Genomic DNA, 15,614 nt, shown 5'->3' on the forward strand with positions numbered 1-15,614 from the left:
GGCCTGCTCGCCGAGCGGACAGGCGGCAAGCTCGCGCTCGCCGGCCTGGAACGGATCGTCGAGCTCGGGATGCATGAAGACGCGCCCCATGATGTTGGCGACCAGCACGCGCGCGCCGTTCCTGGCGATGTAGACGCCGGAGCCGCGCCCCGGCGTGCCCTTTGGGAAATTGGACGGACGCAGGAAGCGCTCCTCGCGCGGCGCGAAGACCAGCGCGTCGCGCTGGTCCCAGACATGGTTGCCGGTGGTCACGACATCGGCGCCGGCGGCGAGCGTCTCGCGAAAAATCTCCTCGGTGATGCCGAAGCCGCCGGCGGCGTTCTCGCCATTGACGATGACGAAGTCGAGCTTGAAGTCCGAGATCAGGCCCGGCAGTTGTTCCCACACCGCCGTGCGCCCAGTTTTTCCGACCATGTCGCCGAGGAAGAAAAGTCTCATACGATCCCGCGCTGAAAGTCCGCCAAGCAAAAGCTGCATGACTTTCCGCAAAAGATCATGCGTTCTCAGACGCTTTTCTACAATTCCGGCGTGAACCGGCGCAACCCGCTCTCGGTGAGTATTTCCGGGATGATCACATCGTGGTTCTCATCGGGGACCTGTGCCACCTCCTGGCAGTCGAAGGCGATGCCGATCAGCCTGGGGGACAACCCCTTGTCGGCCAGCTTGCCGATCGCACGGTCGTAGTAGCCGGCGCCATAGCCGATGCGATGGCCGCGCGCGTCGAAGGCGGCGAGCGGCACCAGCATGACGGACGGATCGAGCACCGCCGCCTCCTCATGCGGACCGACCGTGCCGAAGCCCATTTCGACCATCGGCGCGCCACGCACCAACTCGCGAAAGACGATTGTGCTCTTGTCGAGGATGGCCGGCAGACAGAGCCTTGCGCCCTTTTCGCGCAGCGCAAACATCAGCGGCCGCACGTCGACTTCCGAGCGCATCGGCCAGAAGCCGGAGACGATCTGCCCATGCTCGACGGCGATCTGGTCGCGCGCCGTCTCGGCCATTTCGAGCGCGATCTCCACCCGCCAGAATTCGTCGAGCGCGTCGCGGCGGGCCAGTGCTTCCTTGCGCAGATGTTTTTTCAGGTCTTTGGAAGAGGTCATGTGCGGACGCTAGAAAAGGCCGCAGCGAGGCGGCGTTGCAGGAGCGACGTTTTCTACCGCTTATCCCAAAATTCGGTGAGTGACGATCCACGCAACCGGTGGAGAGGTCGATCCCGGGTGCCTACAAAGTAGGTGGGCGCCGTGTGAGAAAACCCACGGGTCTTCCCAGGGACAGCTCCCTAAGGATCGATAAGGCCCCGGGGATAAGTTTCTCCTGCCGGGAAGCGCAGACCGCCAAAGCCAATATAGGCCGATGGCTGGCCGAGCGCCAGAGAAACGGGATCTTTCGCACAACGCTGGCCAGCAAACCCGGGCCTGGCGTTGCGACGCTGCCGCGCCTTGCGCTGTCGAGGTCGCGTCCTTACGGTCGGCCCGGACGAACCAGGGAGCAAAAATGCGTTTCGAAGGCACCGCGGCCTATGTCGCCGACAAGGATCTGATGGTTGCGGTCAACGCGGCGATCGCGCTGGAGCGGCCCTTGCTGGTCAAGGGCGAACCGGGCACCGGCAAGACGGAGTTGGCCCGCCAGGTGGCGGCGGCGCTCGGGCTGGATTTCATCGAATGGAACGTCAAGTCGACCACCAAGGCGCAGCAGGGCCTCTACGAATATGATGCCGTCTCACGGCTGCGCGACAGCCAGCTCGGCGACGACCGCTTCAGCGACATCAGGAACTACATCAAGCGCGGCAAGCTCTGGGATGCCTTTGCCGCGGCGAAGAAGGTGGTGCTGCTGATCGACGAGATCGACAAGGCCGACATCGAGTTCCCCAACGACCTGCTGCAGGAACTCGACCGGATGGAATTCTTCGTCTACGAGACCGGCGAGACAGTTCGCGCGGCGCTGAGGCCGATCGTCATCATCACCTCCAACAACGAGAAGGAACTGCCGGACGCCTTCCTGCGCCGCTGCTTCTTCCACTACATCCGCTTCCCCGACATCGAGACGCTGCACCGCATCGTCGACGTCCACTATCCGGGCATCAAGCAGAACCTGGTGCGGGCGGCGCTCACCCAGTTCTACGAGATCCGCGACGTGCCGGGCCTGAAGAAGAAGCCGTCGACCTCCGAGGCGCTCGACTGGATCCGCCTGCTGGTCGCCGACGACATCGCGCCGGAAGACCTGCGCGCCGACCCCAAGAACATGCTGCCGAAGCTGCACGGCGCGCTGTTGAAGAACGAACAGGACGTGCATCTGTTCGAGCGCCTGGCCTTCATGGCGCGACGGCAGGGGTAAAGCCGTGCCTGAACATGTAGTGTTGGTTGTCTCCATAACACGCTGGGTCGATGACGAGCCGCAGCCGGGAATCGTTGAGTTTGAGTTCAGCGATCGGTTTGGCCGGCTATGGCGCTTCCATGAAAAGCAGAGCCTTGTTTCGTCAGAATGGCTGGATGCGAATTGCATCTATCCGAGATCCGGCGACATCCGTTGCTTGGCCCTGTCCCAAAGCCAAGACCAATACGGTCGGTTGATCGCGAAGATCGATACGTCTCAACCATACTCCGTTGAATCTCTCGAAGAGGTCAGCCGCTTTGAGGTCTTTGCCAGCCAGCTTCTGCCTGGAGCCTAGTGGTTAAGAGCAGGATTAGGCGGTTGCTCGCCGTGGACCCTTGCCGCGCTAGCGGACATTGCCCAAGCTACAGCGCAAGAAAACGGAGAGCATTCGATGTCCGAGATCACCATCCGCCCGCTCGCGCAGTCAGATCATGCCGACTGGCGGCGCCTGTGGACCGCCTACCTCACCTTCTACGAGACCACGCTGCCGGACGAGGTCTACGCCCTGACCTGGAAGCGGCTGTTCACGGAAGGCGAGTTCGAGCCGAAAGGTTTTATCGCCACGCTGGACGACAAGGCGGTGGGTCTCACCCATTATATCTACCACCGCTCCTGCTGGTCGCTGGTCAACAACTGCTACCTGCAGGACCTGTTCGCTGACCCGGGCGTGCGCGGCAAGGGCGTGGGCGCCGCGTTGATCAAGGCGGTGCAGGACGAGGCCGGCAAGATCGGGGTGAAGAACGTCTACTGGATGACGCACGAGACCAACGCCACCGCGCGCCGGCTCTACGACCATGTGGCACGGCGGACGGGCTTCATCGAATACGATCTGCTATAGATGGCCGCATGTTCCTCCCCTTCTTCCTCGAATTGAAAGTCGCGCGGGTTCCCGTTTCGCTCAGGGAATATCTGTCGCTGCTGGAGGGGCTGGAAGCCGGGCTGGTCGACTATGATGTCGAGGGTTTTTATTACCTCGCCCGCGCGGCCCTGGTGAAGGACGAGCGCCATATCGACCGCTTCGACCAAGTGTTCGCGCATATCTTCAAGGGCGTCGAGGCGCTTGGCGGGCCGGACGCCGTCGAGGTCGCCAACATCCCCGAGGAATGGCTGCGCCGGCTCGCCGAGAAGCACCTGACCGAGGAGGAGAAAAAGCAGGTCGAGGCTCTGGGCGGCTTCGAGAAGCTGATGGAGACGCTGAAGCAGCGGCTGGAGGAGCAGAAGGGCCGCCACCAGGGCGGCTCGAAGTGGATCGGCACTGGCGGCACCTCGCCCTTCGGCGCCTATGGCTACAATCCGGAAGGCGTGCGCATCGGCCAGCACGAGAGCCGCCACCGCCGCGCGGTGAAGGTCTGGGATAAGCGCGAATTCAGGAATTTCGACGACGGCGTTGAGCTCGGCACCCGCAACATCAAGGTGGCGCTGAAGCGGCTGCGCCGCTGGGTGCGCGAGGGCGCCGAGGAGGAGTTCGACCTGCCCGGCACCATCCACGCCACCGCCGAGCATGGCTATCTCGACGTCAAGACGCGGCCGGAACGACGCAACGCGGTAAAACTTCTGATGTTCTTCGATGTCGGCGGTTCGATGGACGATCATATCAGGAGCCTCGAGGAGCTGTTCTCCGCCGCCCGCGCAGAATTCCGCCAGCTCGAATATTTCTACTTCCACAACTGCCCCTACGAGCGCGTCTGGAAGGACAATCGCCGCCGCTTGGCCGAGACGATCCCGACCTTCGACCTCATCCACAAATACGGTCCTGACTACAAGGTGATCGTCGTCGGCGATGCCTCGATGAGCCCCTACGAGATCGCCCATCCCGGCGGCTCGGTCGAGCACTGGAACCCGGAGGCCGGCGGCGTCTGGCTCGGCCGCCTGCTGCAGCAATGGCCGAATGCGATATGGCTCAACCCTGAAAGCCAGAAGAACTGGGGCTACACCCATTCTATCGGGATGATCCGCGACATCTTCGGCGGCCGCATGTTTCCGCTGACGCTTGCCGGGCTCGAAGCGGCGACGAAACAGCTTTCGCGCAGGCACTAGCTCCAGCGCAGGCCGGTGGTAGGCAGAGCTGTAACAAACACCTATCTTCGTGCGAATACGACATGCCAACCAACAACGAGCCGCCAAGGCCGAGGAGATCTTCATGGACACCCACGCCTATCCCGTCACCCGCACCGATGCCGAATGGCGCGCCAGGCTGACGCCCGAGCAGTATGCCGTCATGCGCAACCATGGCACCGAGCGTCCCGGCAGTTGCGCCCTGCTTTATGAGAAGCGCGCCGGCACCTTTTCCTGCGTCGGCTGCGACCAGCCGCTGTTCGAATCGAAGCTGAAGTTCGAGAGCGGCACCGGCTGGCCGAGCTTCAACGATCCGGTGCCGGGCTCGGTCGAGACCACGGTCGACCGCAGCTATGGCATGGTGCGGACCGAATGCCACTGCTCGCGCTGCGGCAGCCATCTCGGCCATGTCTTCGAGGACGGCCCGCCGCCGACCGGCCTGCGCTATTGCATCAATGGCGTGGCGCTGAAATTCGAGCCGGCCGCCTGAGCGACCGTCCCAACTTCTGGTCTGCAAAGGGCGGCTCCGGCCGCCCTTTTTCGTTTCAAGCCACGACCGTCGCAATCAGCCACAGCGCCGAGCCGAGCATCATCAGCGACGCCTTGCCACCGCCTGACTTTTCCGCGGTTCGCCAGACGGCGAAGGTCAGGAAGAGATTGTAGGGCACCAGCGTGAAATGCACGGCCAGAACCAGCCAAAGCGGCAGCTTCAGCCCGAGCAGGATGAGCGCCAGCACCGACGATGCGATGTTGATAGCCGTGCCGACAAGCACCATGTCGCGCCAGAACAGCCGGTCGAGTGGCACCCGGCCCTGCCAGCGCGAGCGGAAGAAGCCGGCTAGGCCACCAAACTTGCTGGGCGCCGTGCGGGCCGGATGCGATTCGTCCATCGTTTGGGCTCCGCTTGCGATCATGCCGCTTCGAAAATGCCGGAGCCTGCCGTCAAAGCAAGCCCCCGCAACATGTGACGCGAATATGACACGGAAATCTGGCATCTATGCTCAAGCGGGCCGGAAACCTGTGTTCCGCATTGCCAGTCAGTCATTTTGCAGCGCCAGCATGGAGGAGTTCAAATTGAGCGATCATGTCTACAATGTGCTTTTTCTCTGCAATGCGAACTCGGCCCGGTCGATCATGGGGGAGGCCATCCTGAACCGCGTCGGCGCCGGTCGTTTCAAAGGCTATTCTGCCGGCTCGCAGCCGAAAGGAACGGTCAACCCCTATGCGCTGCAGCTGCTGGAAAGCCTGAAATACGACACCTCCTTCGCCCGGTCGAAAGGCTGGGAGGAGTTTTCCGGACCTGACGCGCCGGAGATGAACTTCGTCTTCACCGTCTGCGACAACACGGCGAATGAAAGCTGTCCGATCTGGCCCGGCCATCCGATGACGGCGCTTTGGGCGGTGCCGGACCCCGCCAAGGCATCCGGTACCGAAGCCGAGCAGCATCTCGCCTTCGCCGAAGCCTATCGCATGCTGAGCAACCGTATCGCAGTGTTCACCAACCTGCCGATGGGTTCGCTCGACAAACTGGCGCTGCAGCAGCATCTGGACGAAATCGGCCGCGACGGGTCCGGGCCAAACTGAACAGCAGGCAAGTGGGGAGAGCGAACGACCGTCGGGCCTAGGGCCGGGTTTCCCCGAGCACCACGACGACGGCCTGCTCAAAGCGCGAGCATTCCGTCACCAGCCAGTCGGCCATCGCCGGCCAATTGTCCTCGGCATAGCAATTCACCCGCCACATCGAATTGATGCCGAGGCCCTCGCAACTCTGTTCGGGCCTGAGTCTCAGCCTGCCTTCAATCGCCGGCTGGAACGGCTTCAACCGCGACCACGATTCGGTGGCGCCGAACTTCTCGTTGCGGCCGAAGAAGACGCCGACATGGTTCTGCGCCGGCGCGACATACATGGAAAGGACCAGTGCGAAATCCGGCAGACCACGCTGCCAGAACCAGGGTCCGCGGCGCGCCAGCGTGGCCCTTTCCTCAGGATGCCGCTCGGCGAACAGCGTCCAGAAGCCGCGCTGGCGGAATTCCGAGGCGCGGCGGCCACCAAAGTCGAATTCGCTCATGGTCCGATGCTCGCTGCAGCCTCCACGAGGCCGTCTTACATCACACCGCCCTGCCTGAAGGCAACTGACACACCCCGTCAGGGCACCGCAAACTACCAGCGGTATGTCAGCGATGCCGTCATGTTGCGGACCTGGCCGAGATAGCAATAGCCCTCGTTGCAAACTGTCGCGCGGGCATTGGCGATGTTGCGGACAGGCAAGGCTGCCGTGATGCCGTCATATTTCTTGTCGATGGCGCCGAAATCATAGGACGCCGAGGCATCGATATAGAACGCCGCATCGTTCTTGGCCGTGTTGGACGTGTCCGTAGCCGAGGTCGCTCCGCCAGCTATCGCGCGCGGCAGTGCCTCCAGGCTAAAGCGTGCAAGCTACGAGGCGAGGCTCCAGATGCCTCGCCTGCGTCAGTCCGAAAGAATTGCTAAGCGAACCGGGGCCGGTCTCAGACCATACCGAGCGCGGCTTTGTAGAGGTCGAGGATGGACTCTTCCTCCTGGCGCTCCGCCTGGTCCTTCTTGCGCAGCCGGACGATGGTGCGCATCGCCTTGGTGTCGAAGCCGGTGCCCTTGGCCTCGGCGAAGACGTCCTTGATGTCGTCGGAAATCGTCTTCTTCTCTTCCTCGAGCCGCTCGATGCGCTCGATGAAGGCACGCAGCTGGCCGGCGGCAACAGTCTGGCTGGTCTCGGTGATATCGTCGGCCATTTTTCTCTCCGCGTCGTTTGGCTACCGGCGACTCGCGAAGGCCGGCCGGCAAATTGGAGCGGGTTCGATGCCCGAGCAGGCGCGGCGGGTCAAGACATTATCGGTGCGGCATGAAGGGCTGCTGTCAGCCGCCATTCACAGCCTCGATCATTGTCAGGAGAAAGCGATCAGCAGATCCTTGGCATCGATCTGGTCGCCGGCCCTGACCAGCACTTCGGCGACCACGCCGTCGCGCTCGGCATGCAGCGCCGTCTCCATCTTCATCGCTTCGATCGAAAGCAGCACGTCGCCGGCCTTGACCGCCTGGCCGGCGGCAACGGCAAGAGCCGAGACCACGCCCGGCATCGGCGCGCCGACATGCGCCTCGTTGCCCGGTTCCGCCTTGCGGCGCGCCTTGGCCGCCGACGCGCCATGCGCCCTATCCGGCACCTTGACGCGCCGCGGCTGGCCGTTGAGCTCGAAGAACACGGTGACCATGCCCTTCTCGTCGACGTCGCCGATGGCAAGGCAGCGCACCACCAGCGTCTTGCCCTTCTCGATGTCGACGAAGATCTCGTCTTCCGACTTCATGCCGTAGAAGTAGGTCGGCGTCGGTAAGACGCTGACCGGCCCGTAGGTTTCCTGCGCCGCGGCGAAGTCGGTGAAGACCTTCGGGTACATCAGCCAGGAGGCGAATTCATATTCGCTGAGCTTCCGCTCAAGCTTTCCCTCGATCTCCTTGCGGCTGGCCTTGAGGTCGGCGGCTTTCAGCAGCGAGCCTGGCCGCGCGGTGATCGGCTTGTCGCCCTTCAGCGCTTTCTTCTGCAGCGCCGGCGGCCAGCCGCCGGGCGACTGGCCAAGATCGCCGCGCAGCATCGAGACCACAGAGTCCGGGAAGGCGATATCGCGTGCCGGGTTCTCGACATCGGCGACGGTCAGATCCTGGCTCACCATCATCAGCGCCATGTCGCCGACCACCTTGGACGACGGCGTCACCTTGACGATGTCACCGAACATCAGGTTGACGTCGTGATAAGCCTGCGCCACCTCGTGCCAGCGCGTTTCGAGGCCGAGCGAGCGCGCCTGTTCCTTGAGGTTGGTGAACTGCCCGCCGGGCATTTCGTGCAGGTAGACTTCCGAGGCCGGCCCCTTGAGGTCGCTTTCGAAGGCCGCGTACTGGTTGCGCACAGCTTCCCAATAGAACGAGATCTTGCGGATCCATTGCGGATCGAGGCCGGGATCGCGCTCGGTGCCCTTCAGCGCCTCGACGATTGAGCCGAGGCAGGGCTGCGAGGTGTTGCCGGAGAAGGAATCCATTGCCGCGTCGACGGCATCGACGCCGGTCTCGACCGCCGCCAGCACGGTGGCCGCCGAAAGGCCGGACGTATCGTGCGTATGAAAATGGATCGGCAGGTCGGTCGCCTCGCGCAAGGCCTTGAACAGCACGCGCGCCGCTGACGGCTTCAAGAGCCCGGCCATGTCCTTGACGGCGATGATGTGGGCGCCGGCAGCCTCGAGTTCCTTCGCCAGTCCGACATAGTATCTGAGGTCGTACTTGGCCCTTGCCGGATCGAGTATGTCGCCGGTGTAGCACATCGCCGCTTCGATCAGCTTGCCCTCGGCGCCGACCGCGTCCATGGCGACGCGCATGTTCTCGACCCAGTTCAGGCAGTCGAAGACGCGGAACAGGTCGACGCCGCCGGCAGCCGCTTGGCGGACGAAATGCTGCACGACATTGTCGGGATAGTTGGTGTAGCCGACGCCGTTGGCGCCGCGCAAAAGCATCTGCAAGAGAAGGTTGGGTGCCGCCTCACGCACTTTGCCCAGCCGCTCCCACGGGTCTTCGGTGAGGAAGCGCATGGCGACGTCGAAGGTCGCCCCGCCCCAGCATTCCAGCGACAGTAGCTGCGGCAGCGCCCGCGCATAGGTGCCGGCAATGCCGGCGATGTCATGCGTGCGCATGCGGGTGGCGAGCAGCGACTGGTGGCCGTCGCGCATCGTCGTGTCGGTGACCAGCACCTGGGTTTGCGCGCGCATCCAGGCGGCGAATTTCTCCGGGCCGAGCGCGTCGAGCCGCTGCTTGCTGCCGCCCGGCACCTTGCCGTTGAGATAGGGCACGATGGGCGCCGCGGCATCGGCCTTGGGCATCGGCCGGCCGCGCGTTTCGGGATGGCCGTTGACGCTGACATCGGCCAGATAGTTGAGCAGCTTGGTGGCGCGATCCTGCCGCTTCACCTGCTGGAACAGTTCCGGCGTCGTGTCGATGAACTTGGTCGTATAGGAATTGTCGGCGAAGCTCGGGTGATTGATGATCGCCTCGAGGAAGGTGAGGTTGGTCGCCACGCCGCGGATGCGGAACTCGCGCAGTGCCCGGTTCATGCGCGCGATCGTCTCGGCCGGCGTCGGCGCCCACGCCGTCACCTTCTCCAAGAGCGGATCGTAGAAACGGGTGATGACGGCGCCCGAATAGGCGGTGCCGCCATCAAGCCGGATGCCGAAGCCGGTGGCGCCGCGATAGGCGGTGATGCGGCCATAGTCCGGGATGAAATTGTGCTCCGGATCCTCGGTGGTGATGCGGCACTGCAGCGCGTGACCGTTCAGCCTGATGTCCTTCTGTGCCGGCACGCCCGAGTCCGGCGTGCCGATGGCGAAGCCGTCGAGGATGTGGATCTGCGCTTTGACGATATCGATGCCGGTCACCATCTCGGTGACCGTGTGCTCGACCTGGATGCGCGGATTGACCTCGATGAAGTAGAATTTGCCGGTGTCGGCGTCCTGCAGGAACTCGACCGTGCCGGCGCCGATATAGCTGGTCTCGTTGGCGATCTTCAGCGCATAGCCGCACAGCTCCTGGCGCAGCGCTTCGCTCAGATAAGGCGCCGGCGCACGCTCGACGACCTTCTGGTTGCGGCGCTGGATCGAGCAGTCGCGCTCGAACAGATGCACGGCGTTGCCTTGGCCGTCGCCGAGAACCTGCACCTCGACATGGCGGGCGCGTTCGATCAGCTTCTCGAGATAGACCTCGTCCTTGCCGAAGGCGGCCTTGGCCTCGCGCTTGCCTTCCATCACCTCGCGGGCGAGATCGGCTTCCGCGCGGATGGCGCGCATGCCGCGGCCGCCGCCACCCCACGAGGCCTTCAGCATCACCGGATAGCCAATCGTCTTGGCGAGTTCCTTGACCGCCTCCATGTCGTCCGGCAGCGGATCGGTGGCGGGCACCACGGGCACGCCGACCTCGATCGCCAGGTTGCGCGCCGCGACCTTGTTGCCGAGCCGGCGCATCGTCTCCGGCTTCGGGCCGATGAAGGTGATGCCTGCGGCGGCACAAGCTTCGGCGAACTCCGGGCTTTCCGACAGCAGGCCGTAGCCGGGGTGGATGGCGTCGGCGCCCGAAAGTCTGGCGACACGGATCACCTCGTCGATCGACAGATAGCTCTCGATCGGCCCCATGTCCTTGGCGAGGTGCGGCCCGCGCCCGACCTGGTAGCTTTCATCGGCCTTGAAGCGATGCAGCGAATATTTGTCCTCCTCGGCCCAGATCGCCACGGTTTTGAGGCCAAGCTCATTGGCCGCACGAAAGACGCGGATGGCGATTTCGGACCGGTTGGCGACGAGGATCTTCGTGATGGCCAAGGACTGGGCTCCAGGGACGGAGAGGATGGGGGCTGGCGCAATGATTAGCGTGAAAATGCTGCAGCGCAAACTAAATCGCGCGACATCTAAACCGATTTAAATCGTTTGTTTGCGCCAGAGCCGCCAATCGGCGCACGAAAGGCCCGCAAAACAAAAATGCCCGGCGCTTTCGCGCCGGGCATTTCCGGATTTCAGACGTTCGTCGGCTTATTGCTCGAAGTAGGTGTACTTGCCGTCGTCACCCTTCTTCCAGGTGTACAGCACGTAGTCGGGGCGGGTGATGTCGCCCTTGGCATCATAGCCGATGTCGCCGATCGCGGTCTTCCACGGGCCGCTCTTCTTGATCTCTTCCGCGACCTTCTGCGCGTCGTCGGCGGAGCCGACCTTGGCGGCGGCGGCGGCGACGATCTGCAGAGCGGCGTAGGAGTAGAGCGTATAGGCTTCAGGCTCGAAACCGGCGGCGCGGAACTTCTCGACGAGTTCCTTGGCGTTCGGGTTCTTGCGCGGATCCGGAGCGAACGTCATCAGCGTGCCGTTGACGGCGTCGCCGGCGATGGAGGCGAGCTCGTTCGACACGATGCCGTCGCCCGACATGAACTGGGCCTTGAGGCCCTGGTCGGCGAGCTGGCGCATGATCAGGCCCGCTTCGGTGTGCAGGCCGCCATAATAGACGACCGAGACGCCGGCTTCCTTCATCTTGGCGATGAGGGCCGAGAAGTCCTTGTCGCCGACATTGATGCCTTCATAGAGGGCTTCGGTGACGCCGTTGCCGTTGAGCGCCTTCTTGGTTTCGTCGGCGAGGCCCTGGCCGTAAGGCGTCTTGTCGTGGATGACGGCGATCTTGGCGTCCTTGAAGTTCTTGGCGAGATAGTCGCCGGCGACCTTGCCCTGCTGGTCGTCGCGTCCGCAGGTGCGGAAGGTGTTCCACAGGCCGCGCTCGGTCAGCTGCGGGTTGGTGGCCGAAGGCGTGATCACCAGGATGCCGTTCTCGGCATAGACTTCCGAGGCCGGGATGGTGACGCCCGAGTTGAAGTGACCGACAACATACTTGACGCCGTCGGCGACGAACTTGTTGGCGACCGAGATGCCCTGCTTCGGATCCGACACGTCGTCGCCGATCTCGAGCTTGATCTGCTGGCCGTTGATGCCGCCCGCCGCGTTGATGTCGGCGGCGGCCTGCTCGGCGCCCTTCTGCAGCTGCGCGCCAAAGGCGGCGTTCGGGCCGGTGATCGGACCGGCGACGCCGATCAGGATGTCAGCCCACGCGCTACCGCTGAACGCGACGAGCGCGGTCAGAGCCACGGCGGACAAGAGTGACTTTTTCATATAAACGCTCCCATTTACGGAGTGGGCGTGGATGATACTTTCATGCGATGCCCACCCTTATCGCAGAAAGCATAGTTTGCCGATTTTCAGGCACTTGTCACGCCGTTTCATCCCCGAGACGACGTTAATCATGAACGTCAGCCTTTCGGCTTCCAGCTCAATAGCGAGGCTCTTTCGTAGAGCCAATTATACTGCGTCACCATCTGGTTGGTACGCGTGTATTGATAGCCGACGAAGCCCAGTATCATCAGCACGATGGTGTCGACGATATAGTAATGCAGCGAGAACATCGTGCCGTCGAACAGCGCGTGATGGATGAACCTGATGCCGATGCCCAGTCCGAGCATGTAGAGGAAGAGCTGGAAGAAGCTGCGCCATGTCTGCGCGCTGGCCTTGCCGGTCATCCAGGCGGCCCAGCCGCCGAGCAGGCAGGTGACGAAGAAGAACTGGAAGATCGAGGGTTCCTCGTAGAGAATGCCCTGCATGATGAAGTCTCCCTAGCATGATCCCGAAAAGTTGCAGACTTTTCGGGCAAAGGTCATGCGACAATCAAACAACTTGGAGCGGAATACCGGACGCACACATTCCGCTCCAAACTCAGTGGTGGCCGCCTTCGAGATAGGCGGCGCGCACTTCCGGATTGGCGAGCAGTTCCTTGCCGGAGCCGCTCATCGTCACATTGCCGTTCACCATGACATAGCCACGATTGGCGAGCTTCAGCGCGCCGAATGCGTTCTGCTCGACCAGAAACACGGTCAAGCCTTGGGTGCGGTTCAGCTCGCGGATGGCGTCGAAGATCTGCTTGACGATCAGCGGCGCGAGGCCGAGCGATGGCTCGTCGAGCAGAAGCAGCTTCGGGCGCGCCATCAGCGCACGTCCGATCGACAGCATCTGCTGTTCGCCGCCCGACAGCGTGCCGCCACGCTGGGCGATACGCTCCTTGAGGCGCGGGAACAGCGTGAACACCTTCTCGACGTCCTCGTCATAATATTTGAGGTTGTCGAGGCTGGCGCCCATCTGCAGGTTTTCCATCACTGTCATGCGCGGGAAGATGCGGCGTCCTTCCGGCGACTGGGCGATGCGCATGCGGGCGATTTCGTGCGTCGGCAACTGTGTGATGTCGGTACCGGCAAAAGTGATAGTGCCCGCGCGAGCGCGTGGAGCACCGAAAATGGTCATCATCAGCGTCGACTTGCCGGCGCCGTTGGCGCCGATAAGCGCCACCACCTCGCCCTCGTTGACCTGCACGTTGACACCGTTCAGCGCCCGGATGTTGCCGTAGTAGGTCTCGACGCCCTTGATGTCGAGCAGCGTTGTGCCGGCCATTATTTACGCCCTCCGCGCGGCTTGGCTGTCGGGGATTTTCCGGTCGGCTTGGCCGTGGCCCGCGCCGACGGCTTTCTTGGCTGGGCGTTGGCCTTTGCATCGACCTGTTCTGCCTTGGAGGCGCCCTTCGAGACCGTGACGCGCTCGCCCTCGCTGTGGCCGATCGTATCGGTCACCGGTCCGGCGAGAAAGGAAGATGAGCTACCCGGGCCGTGCGCGGCGTCGGGGCCGGTATCGAGCTGTTCGATGACATCCTCGTCGCCGACCTCGGTCAGCACCGTCTCGACCTCCTCGTCGTCGACGCCGAGATAGGCGGCGATGACGCGCGGGTCGGTCCTGACCGACTGTGGATTGCCGTCCGAGATCTTGCGGCCATATTCGAGCACCACCACATGGTCGGAGATCTGCATGACCACCGACATGTCGTGCTCGATCAGCAGGATCGAGGTGCTTTTCTTGATGTCCATCAGGAGATCGTTGAGCGCCGCCGACTCCTTCGGATTGAGGCCGGCGGCCGGCTCGTCGAGGCACAGAAGCTCGGGGCCCGTGCACATGGCGCGCGCGATCTCCAGGCGCCGCTGCGCACCATAGGGCAGGTCGCCCGCCGGATCGTCGGCGCGGTCGACCAGGTTGGCCTTCTCCAGCCAGTGCTTGGCCAGGTCGATCGATTCGGCCGACGCCTTGCGGTAGCTCGAGAAGCCGAACAGGCCGAGCATCGTATAGCCCGACGCCTTCATCAGCTTGTTGTGCTGCGCGACCAGCAGGTTCTCCAGCAAGGTCATGCCCGAGAACAGGCGGATGTTCTGGAAGGTGCGCGCCACCTTGGCGCGCGCCGGGATCTCGTGGTTCGGCAGGCGTTCGAGCAGGTAGCTCGAGCCGTCACTGCGGTTCAGCGTGATCATGCCTTCCGACGGCTTGTAGAAGCCGGTGATGCAGTTGAACACCGTGGTCTTGCCGGCGCCGTTGGGGCCGATCAGCGCCGTGATCTCGCCCCGCCTGGCCTGGAAGGACAGGTCGCCGATGGCGATGAGGCCGCCGAACTTCATCGACAGATGCTCGACCTGCAGGATGAACTCGTTCGAGGATGGGGTCGCGTTCATCAGCCGTGGCCCTCCTTGGTGAAGGAGCCTGAGACGGCTCTTCGCTCCTTGAGGAAGGCTGTCGGCTCGCGACTGCCGACGAAGCCGCGCGGCTTCCAAAGCATGACGATGACCATGGCCATGCCGAACAAAAGCATGCGGTAGAGTTCCGGTGTGAAATCGGGACCGAAAATTCGCTTTAGGAAATCGAGTTCGCGCAGCGCTTCGGTGCCGCCGATCATCACAAGCGCCGCCACCGCGATGCCGCCCAGCGAACCCATGCCGCCGAGCACGACGATCGCAAGGACAATCGCCGATTCCAGGAAGACGAAGGATTCCGGGCTGACGAACCCTTGCCGCGCGGCGAAGAACGAGCCGGCGAAGCCGCCGAACATGGCGCCGGTGGCAAACGCGGTCAGCTTGGTCGTGGTGGTGTTGATGCCAAGCGAGCGGCAGGCGATCTCGTCCTCGCGCAGCGCTTCCCAGGCGCGGCCGACCGGCAGGCGGCGCAGCCTCACGGTGACGAAGGCGGTGAGCAGGCAGAGCAGCAGGATCAGGTAATAGAGGAAGATTTTGTAATAGGCGCTCGAAGCGGCGATGTCCAATACCTTGCCGATGTAGTTCGGATCCGAGACGTTGAACGACATCAGGCCGAAGAAGGAGACTTTCGGAATGCCGGAAATGCCGGCCGAGCCGTTGGTCACCTCACGCCAGTTGATCAGCACCAGGCGGATGATCTCGCCGAAGGCTAGCGTCACGATCGCCAGATAGTCGCCGCGCAGCCGCAGCACCGGGAAGCCGAGCATGACACCCCAGAAGGCGGCCATGCAGCCGGCGGCCGGCAACAGTATCCAGAACGACAGGCCGAAATGCGTGCCGAGCAGCGCATAGGCGTAGGCGCCGACCGCGTAGAAGGCGACGTAGCCGAGATCGAGCAGGCCAGCCAGGCCGACAACGATGTTCAACCCCCAGGCCAGCATCACATAGATCAGGATCTGGATACCGAAATTGTCGACCCATTTTAGCGAGCCTTGGAATCCACCGGCCATCGACCCAGTGTACAGCGCAAGCG

Annotated in this window: 16 protein-coding genes, 1 other RNA gene and 2 pseudogenes; 6 read left to right on the forward strand and 13 right to left on the reverse strand. The window is 63.2% G+C overall.

From position 1 onward, the window contains the following. The 3 genes from EN781_RS07370 to ssrS form a co-directional block, all read right to left on the reverse strand. Positions 1-438, reverse strand: a 438-nt coding sequence (locus tag EN781_RS07370; protein ID WP_189347375.1) for a YmdB family metallophosphoesterase, incomplete at its 3' end; no start/stop codon positions are given. A gap of 77 nt (positions 439-515) precedes the next feature. Next, a complete protein-coding gene (locus tag EN781_RS07375) occupies positions 516-1,103 on the reverse strand; it encodes a 5-formyltetrahydrofolate cyclo-ligase (RefSeq protein WP_126057837.1) in 588 nt (195 codons plus the stop codon). An 80-nt stretch (positions 1,104-1,183) separates the two neighbouring features. Continuing rightward, a non-coding RNA gene (ssrS, locus tag EN781_RS07380) (6S RNA) lies at positions 1,184-1,339 on the reverse strand. Positions 1,340-1,497: 158 nt separating this feature from the next. Between ssrS and EN781_RS07385 the strand changes: the two genes are divergently transcribed. From EN781_RS07385 to msrB, 5 genes are all read left to right on the forward strand, one after another. Further along, complete coding sequence (locus EN781_RS07385; protein ID WP_126057836.1) at positions 1,498-2,337, forward strand: MoxR family ATPase; 840 nt, start codon at positions 1,498-1,500, stop codon at positions 2,335-2,337. Positions 2,338-2,341: 4 nt separating this feature from the next. Further along, a complete protein-coding gene (locus EN781_RS07390) occupies positions 2,342-2,671 on the forward strand; it encodes a hypothetical protein (protein ID WP_126057835.1) in 330 nt (109 codons plus the stop codon). A 96-nt stretch (positions 2,672-2,767) separates the two neighbouring features. Further along, entirely contained in the window at positions 2,768-3,214 is a 447-nt protein-coding gene (locus EN781_RS07395; RefSeq protein WP_126057834.1) for a GNAT family N-acetyltransferase, read from the forward strand. Between the two features lie 8 nt (positions 3,215-3,222). Beyond that, on the forward strand, positions 3,223-4,413 hold the full coding sequence (locus EN781_RS07400) for a VWA domain-containing protein (protein ID WP_126057833.1): 1,191 nt from the start codon (positions 3,223-3,225) through the stop codon (positions 4,411-4,413). A gap of 103 nt (positions 4,414-4,516) precedes the next feature. Next, a complete protein-coding gene (gene msrB, locus EN781_RS07405; protein WP_126057832.1) occupies positions 4,517-4,921 on the forward strand; it encodes a peptide-methionine (R)-S-oxide reductase MsrB in 405 nt (134 codons plus the stop codon). A 55-nt stretch (positions 4,922-4,976) separates the two neighbouring features. Here msrB and EN781_RS07410 read toward each other — a convergent pair whose 3' ends face one another. Then, positions 4,977-5,321 (reverse strand): hypothetical protein, encoded by a 345-nt coding sequence (locus tag EN781_RS07410; protein ID WP_126057831.1) that lies wholly within the window; start codon positions 5,319-5,321, stop codon positions 4,977-4,979. 184 nt (positions 5,322-5,505) lie between these two features. Between EN781_RS07410 and EN781_RS07415 the strand changes: the two genes are divergently transcribed. Beyond that, positions 5,506-6,015 (forward strand): arsenate reductase ArsC, encoded by a 510-nt coding sequence (locus tag EN781_RS07415; RefSeq protein WP_189347377.1) that lies wholly within the window; start codon positions 5,506-5,508, stop codon positions 6,013-6,015. A 37-nt stretch (positions 6,016-6,052) separates the two neighbouring features. Here EN781_RS07415 and EN781_RS07420 read toward each other — a convergent pair whose 3' ends face one another. The 9 genes and pseudogenes from EN781_RS07420 to livM form a co-directional block, all read right to left on the reverse strand. Then, entirely contained in the window at positions 6,053-6,499 is a 447-nt protein-coding gene (locus EN781_RS07420) for a hypothetical protein (protein WP_126057829.1), read from the reverse strand. Between the two features lie 92 nt (positions 6,500-6,591). Beyond that, positions 6,592-6,807 (reverse strand): annotated as a pseudogene (locus EN781_RS07425) (hypothetical protein); the annotation flags it as partial. Between the two features lie 131 nt (positions 6,808-6,938). Continuing rightward, complete coding sequence (locus EN781_RS07430) at positions 6,939-7,199, reverse strand: DUF2312 domain-containing protein (RefSeq protein WP_126057828.1); 261 nt, start codon at positions 7,197-7,199, stop codon at positions 6,939-6,941. Between the two features lie 153 nt (positions 7,200-7,352). After that, a complete protein-coding gene (gene pyc / locus EN781_RS07435; protein WP_126057827.1) occupies positions 7,353-10,811 on the reverse strand; it encodes a pyruvate carboxylase in 3,459 nt (1,152 codons plus the stop codon). 207 nt (positions 10,812-11,018) lie between these two features. After that, the gene (locus EN781_RS07440) at positions 11,019-12,137 is read right to left on the reverse strand and encodes a branched-chain amino acid ABC transporter substrate-binding protein (protein WP_126057826.1); all 1,119 of its coding nucleotides are present in this window, start codon (positions 12,135-12,137) and stop codon (positions 11,019-11,021) included. Between the two features lie 137 nt (positions 12,138-12,274). Continuing rightward, the gene (locus EN781_RS07445; RefSeq protein ID WP_126057825.1) at positions 12,275-12,622 is read right to left on the reverse strand and encodes a DUF6867 family protein; all 348 of its coding nucleotides are present in this window, start codon (positions 12,620-12,622) and stop codon (positions 12,275-12,277) included. A 112-nt stretch (positions 12,623-12,734) separates the two neighbouring features. Next, the gene (locus EN781_RS07450) at positions 12,735-13,463 is read right to left on the reverse strand and encodes an ABC transporter ATP-binding protein (RefSeq protein WP_126057824.1); all 729 of its coding nucleotides are present in this window, start codon (positions 13,461-13,463) and stop codon (positions 12,735-12,737) included. Between the two features lie 92 nt (positions 13,464-13,555). Next, positions 13,556-14,563 (reverse strand): annotated as a pseudogene (locus EN781_RS07455) (ABC transporter ATP-binding protein); the annotation flags it as partial. After that, positions 14,563-15,614 (reverse strand): high-affinity branched-chain amino acid ABC transporter permease LivM (gene livM / locus EN781_RS07460; protein WP_127399886.1); only part of this gene is annotated, 1,052 nt, incomplete at its 5' end. The pseudogene EN781_RS07455 and the gene livM, both read right to left, overlap by 1 nt.

The organism is Mesorhizobium sp. M4A.F.Ca.ET.090.04.2.1 (assembly GCF_003999085.1).
GTDB lineage: Bacteria > Pseudomonadota > Alphaproteobacteria > Rhizobiales > Rhizobiaceae > Mesorhizobium.